This window comes from Pseudoroseomonas cervicalis ATCC 49957 (assembly GCF_000164635.1).
In the GTDB taxonomy this organism is placed as follows: domain Bacteria; phylum Pseudomonadota; class Alphaproteobacteria; order Acetobacterales; family Acetobacteraceae; genus Pseudoroseomonas; species Pseudoroseomonas cervicalis.
Map to the genome: position 1 here is coordinate 1 of NZ_GG770889.1, position 2,497 is coordinate 2,497.

Here is a 2,497-nt window from a genome sequence, read left to right on the forward strand (position 1 = left end):
GCGCCGGGGCCGAGGAAACGGTCGAGCAGGGTCTTGGCGTCGATCATGCCCAGCATGTCGGGAGCGGCACGGCCGCGCACAAGATGCCGGCCGCGCGCGGGCCGCCGCGCCAGCCGGAAAGGGCACGCGCCGCGCAGCCTATAACATCCCGTCATGGACTCCATGCCCCGGGTCAGTTCCGGCGACGGGGGGCCTGCGGCACGCTGCCGGCATCGCACACGCCGCAGGAGCCCGCCGATGCTGAGGACCATGCTGTCATGTCTGGCCGCCACGCTGCTGGCCTCCGCCGCCGCGGCGCAGGGCTCGGGCTCGCCCACGCTGGATGCGGTGCGCGCCCGCGGCCAGCTGGCCTGCGGCGTCTCCGGCACCAATCCGGGCTTCGCCCTCGCCGACAGCCGGGGCGAGATGCGCGGCAGCGAGGCGGATTTCTGCCGCGCCGTCGCCGCCGCCACGCTGGGCGATGCGGGCCGCGTGAAGTTCGTCGTGCTGACCTCGACCAACCGCTTCACCGCGCTGCAATCGGGCGAGATCGACCTGCTGGTGCGCACCGCCACCTGGTCGCTCGGGCGCGAGGCGAGCCTTGGCCTGCTGTTCGCCGGCATCACCTTCCATGACGGCACCGCCTTCATGGTGCATGCCGCCTCCGGCGTCCGCTCGGCCGCCGAGCTGGATGGCGCCACCATCTGCATCCTGCCCGGCACCACCACCGAGCTCGCCGTGACGGATTACTTCCGGCGCGGCGGCATGCGCTTCACCCCGGTGCTGATCGACAACGTCACCGAGCTGCGCGCCGCCTTCCGCAGCGGGCGCTGCGACAGCTATTCGAGCGACGCCTCCGCCCTCGCCTCCTTCCGCTTCGGCGAGGGCGCCGGCGCCGGGCAGTATGCGCTGCTGCCCGAGGTGATCAGCAAGGAGCCGCTCGGCCCGCTGGTGCGCAAGGGCGACGACAAATGGTTCGACATCGTGCGCTGGACGCATTTCGCCATGCTCGCCGCCGAGGAGCTGGGGATCCGCGGCGCCGATGCCGAGGCGGCGCTGGCCAGCCCCAACCCCGACATCCGCCGCCTGCTCGGCGTCGATGGCGATCTCGGGCGGGCCATGGGCCTCGACAACCGCTGGGCCTTCAACATCCTGCGCCAGGTCGGCAACTATGCGGAGGTCTGGGACCGCAACATCGCCCCGCTTGGCGTGCCGCGCGGCCACAACCGGATCTGGACGCAGGGCGGCCTGCAATACGCGCCGCCGATCCGCTGACCCCTTCCCCGCCACGCCCCTCTCCCGACCCCAGGAACGAGCCATGCATGACCTGACCCGCTGCGTCCAGCACCCGGAGGTGCCCCAGGCGGGCTTCCGCAGCCTGGCGGTGCCGACCTACCGCGCCTCCACCATCGTCTACGAGGATGGCGAAAGCTTTGCCGCGCGCGGGCAGCGCGGCTTCGACGGCTACACCTACGGGCTGCACGGCACGCCGACCACGCGCACCCTGGAGGCGCAGCTGACCGAACTGCACCAGGGCGTGCGCACCGTGCTGGTGCCCTCCGGCCAGATGGCGGTGGCGCTGGTGTTCCTGACCTTCCTGCTGCCCGGCGACCATGTTCTGGTGCCGGACAGCGCCTATGGCCCGGTGCGCAACATCTGCCGCGACTATCTGGCGCCGCGCGGCATCGGGCACACGATCTACGATCCGCTGATCGGCGCCGGCATCGCCGATCTCATCACCGAGCGCACCCGGCTGGTCTGGGTGGAATCGCCCGGCTCCGGCACCATGGAGGTGCAGGACGTGCCGGCCATCGCGCGCGCGGCGAAGGCGCGCGGCGTGCTGGTCGGCTGCGACAACACCTGGTGCACGCCGCTGCTGTTCAAGCCGCTCGCGCAGGGCTGCGACTTCGCGGCGGAGGCGCTGACCAAGTATGTCGGCGGGCATTCGGACCTGCTGCTGGGCTCCGTCACGGTGCGCGACATGGCGCTGCGGCAGCGCATGAAGGAGGTGCTGCGCAGCCTCGGCATCGGCGTCTCGCCCGACGAGGTGTCGCTGGCGCTGCGCGGCATCGAGACAATGGGGCTGCGCCTGGCGCATATGGGCCGGGTCTCGGAGATGTTCGCCCGGCGGCTGCAGGACCATCCCCTGGTCGAGCAGGTGCTGCATCCCTGCCTTCCCGCCTGCCCGGGGCACGCGGTCTGGGCGCGCGACATCGGCGGCTCGGGCGGCGTGTTCAGCATCGTCCTGCAGCCGGGCGCCGAGGCGGCGCTGAACCCGGCGCTGACCGCGCTGCGGGTCTTCGCCATCGGCGCCTCCTGGGGCGGCACGCGCAGCCTGATCGCGCCCATGGCGATCCGGGGGGAGCGCAGCGCCCGGCCCTGGACCCGGGATGGCGCCGTGCTGCGCATCAGCATCGGGCTGGAGCAGGAGGATGAGCTGTGGGCCGATCTGGAGGGGCTGCTGGCCACCCTGGCCGCCGGCCGGGTGCCGGTCCCCGCCTGACCGGCCGGCCCCTAT

General features: G+C 72.6%; 2 protein-coding genes. Both read left to right on the forward strand.

The window, feature by feature from the left end:
• Positions 1–237: 237 nt before the first annotated feature.
• Entirely contained in the window at positions 238–1,254 is a 1,017-nt protein-coding gene (locus tag HMPREF0731_RS20025) for an amino acid ABC transporter substrate-binding protein (RefSeq protein ID WP_007006039.1), read from the forward strand.
• A gap of 43 nt (positions 1,255–1,297) precedes the next feature.
• Positions 1,298–2,482 (forward strand): trans-sulfuration enzyme family protein, encoded by a 1,185-nt coding sequence (locus HMPREF0731_RS20030; protein WP_007006040.1) that lies wholly within the window; start codon positions 1,298–1,300, stop codon positions 2,480–2,482.
• Positions 2,483–2,497: the final 15 nt, after the last annotated feature.